Annotated in this window: 1 protein-coding gene; it reads right to left on the reverse strand. The window is 63.3% G+C overall.

Translation table 11 applies throughout. The annotated features are described in order from the left end of the window. Window positions 1–1,130: integrase core domain-containing protein (locus FXB38_RS30260; protein ID WP_148754643.1), on the reverse strand; the 1,130-nt coding region annotated here is incomplete at its 3' end. Between the last annotated feature and the right edge of the window lie 102 nt (window positions 1,131–1,232).

Consider the following 1,232-nt stretch of genomic DNA (forward strand, 5'->3'; position numbering starts at 1 on the left):
GCGCTAGCGCAGCGCCGGAGCTTGTGTGTTTTCTGGTCGATGATGCCGATCGGTACGTCGAAGAAGCGCACTTGCCAGTATCCGTCCTCGGTTTCCTCGACGGCAACCGCTTCACCGACGAGAGCGCTGCAGATGTGGATGAGATCGCCCCGCCATTTGATCTCGCCGTTGGAGCGGACCTGGCGCACTGCGGCTTCAGCTGGATAATCCGGCTCGGGAAGCCGCCTTGGCATTGCACGAGGCGAAGGCTGATAGACGCTGGCAGGTGGGTATTGGCCAAGCGATTCGTGTGGCCGTTCTTCGTTATAGTCGCGCACAAATGCCGCGAACCGACGGGCCTGCGCAGCCTGGGTCGGCGGCGGTGGCCGCATGGCTTCCAGGAGCGTGAGGTGAAAACGCTCGTGCCGGCCGTTCTGCTGCGGATGGCCAGGATCAATCCGTTCATGGCGGATGCCAAGCTTGATCCACCATACCGACAGCGCCGTCAGACCCGTGGTTCCGGTCGAGGCGAACGGCGAACCGTTGTCGGAGCGGATGATCTGCGGCAAGCCGTACTCGCGAAACGCCCGTTCCAGCGGCGGCTGGCACTCGGCACATTGCGTGCTGCCCGTCGCCGCCAGGCTAATCAAATAGCGGCTGAAGCCATCGGTCGCCGTGAACGGTTCAACGCGAGAGCCATCCCCCAGTCGGATCCAACCCTTGTGATCGAGAGCCCATACATGGTTGGCATGCTGAGGCACCGTCAGTTGCCCCATCCGCGGCGGCGCACGTCGCCGGACCCGACGGCTGCTGACCAGTCCCGCCCGTTTGAGGATCTCGCCTGCCGTCGAGGCTGATGGCCAATTGACATCCCCCTGGCGAGCCTCGAGCTTGCTTACGATCTTGCGCGGCCCCCAGCTCGGCCGCTCGAGCCGCAGCCCCACAATCGCATCCACGATGTGCTGCGGCGTCGCGCGCCCATGCACCCGCGCCGCGTGCGAGCGATCCGCAAGCCCTCTAGGCCCTTCCAGCTGGTAGCGATCCAACCATTTGTAACCGGTCTTGCGGCTAATCTCGTAGCGTTCGCAAAGCTCCGTCATCGTCCACATTCCGCTTCGCTGATCCGAGATGAAGCTAACCCGCTGGTCCATTGCACAGCTCTCCCGCCAAGGCATCGGCTGATCCTCCCAGCCGACAGAGAACTGTCACCCATCCATCCGGTCTACTGTGTTACCTCTCTATCCGGTCTGGAC

Source organism: Bradyrhizobium cytisi, assembly GCF_008123515.1.
Taxonomy (GTDB): domain Bacteria; phylum Pseudomonadota; class Alphaproteobacteria; order Rhizobiales; family Xanthobacteraceae; genus Bradyrhizobium; species Bradyrhizobium cytisi.